This window comes from Vibrio sp. Vb0598 (genome assembly GCF_033338935.1).
GTDB classification, from domain to species: Bacteria; Pseudomonadota; Gammaproteobacteria; order Enterobacterales; family Vibrionaceae; genus Vibrio; species Vibrio alginolyticus.
Map to the genome: position 1 here is coordinate 1 of NZ_JAWOTP010000281.1, position 1,060 is coordinate 1,060.

The following is a 1,060-nucleotide window of genomic DNA, read 5'->3' on the forward strand; positions in this document are numbered from 1 at the left end:
TGAAACCGCAGGTAACCCAGACTGCCACATCATTTTACGTGGTGGTAAAGAACCAAACTACAGTGCAGCACACGTTGCTCAAATCAAAGACGAGTTGGACGCGGCTGGTCTACCGAAGAAAGTGATGATCGATTTTAGCCACGCGAACAGCTCTAAGCAGTTCAAACGTCAAATGCTAGTGTCTGATGATGTATCAGAGCAAATCGCTGGTGGTGAAGATGCAATCTTTGGCGTGATGATCGAGTCTCATTTGGTTGAAGGCCGCCAAGATTTAGTGGATGGTAAAGTGGCAACTTACGGTCAGTCGATTACTGATGCATGTATCGGTTGGGACGATACAGAAACGGTACTTCGTCAGCTTTCTGAAGCAGTAAAAGCGCGCCGTAGCAAATAAGCTCAGCAGCAAGAACATTTTTAACAAGCGAGTACTTAAAGAGCCAGAGGCACTATGTCTCTGGCTCTTTTTATTGAGAATTAATCGCATCTCTTCCTATTACGCGGTCTTTCCTATATGTTGTTTGAAGGAATTTTAACCAAAGGAAATGGATTTGAATCGTAACGTATGGTTGTTATCGCTGTGCCAAGCACTCTTGATGACAGGAAACATCCTCTTGATCTCGGTGATCGCGCTCATTGGCAAAACACTTGCCCCGTCACCGAGCTTTATTACTTTGCCTGTCGCACTGCAGTTTCTCGGTTTAATGGCGGCAACGATACCTGCATCATTGATTATGGGGAAACTCGGTCGTCGTTTGGGCTTTAGTCTAGGTAACCTCATCGGCATCGTGGGCGCAAGTTTGGCGACGTACGCGTTAAGCCAACAAACCTTTTATCTATTCTGTTTTTCTACGTTTTTGCTCGGTGTCGGAATCGGCTTTGGCACGCTCTATCGTTTTGCTGCAATAGAAGTGTGTGAAGAATCGGCAAGACACAGAGCAATTTCAATATCTATGGCGGGAGGGGTATTAGCGGCTATTCTCGGTCCGAATTTAGCGGTGTATTCGCAACAATGGTCAGACGATGGTTTATATACGAGTGCTTTTTCTGTCCTGATTGTTCT

2 protein-coding genes are annotated in these 1,060 nt (G+C 45.6%); both read left to right on the forward strand.

What is annotated here, in order from left to right; all coding sequences use genetic code 11:
* On the forward strand, window positions 1-394 hold a 394-nt coding region (locus R7Q38_RS24695; protein ID WP_318114706.1), incomplete at its 5' end, for a 3-deoxy-7-phosphoheptulonate synthase.
* A gap of 154 nt (window positions 395-548) precedes the next feature.
* Window positions 549-1,060 (forward strand): MFS transporter (locus R7Q38_RS24700; protein WP_318114707.1); only part of this gene is annotated, 512 nt, incomplete at its 3' end.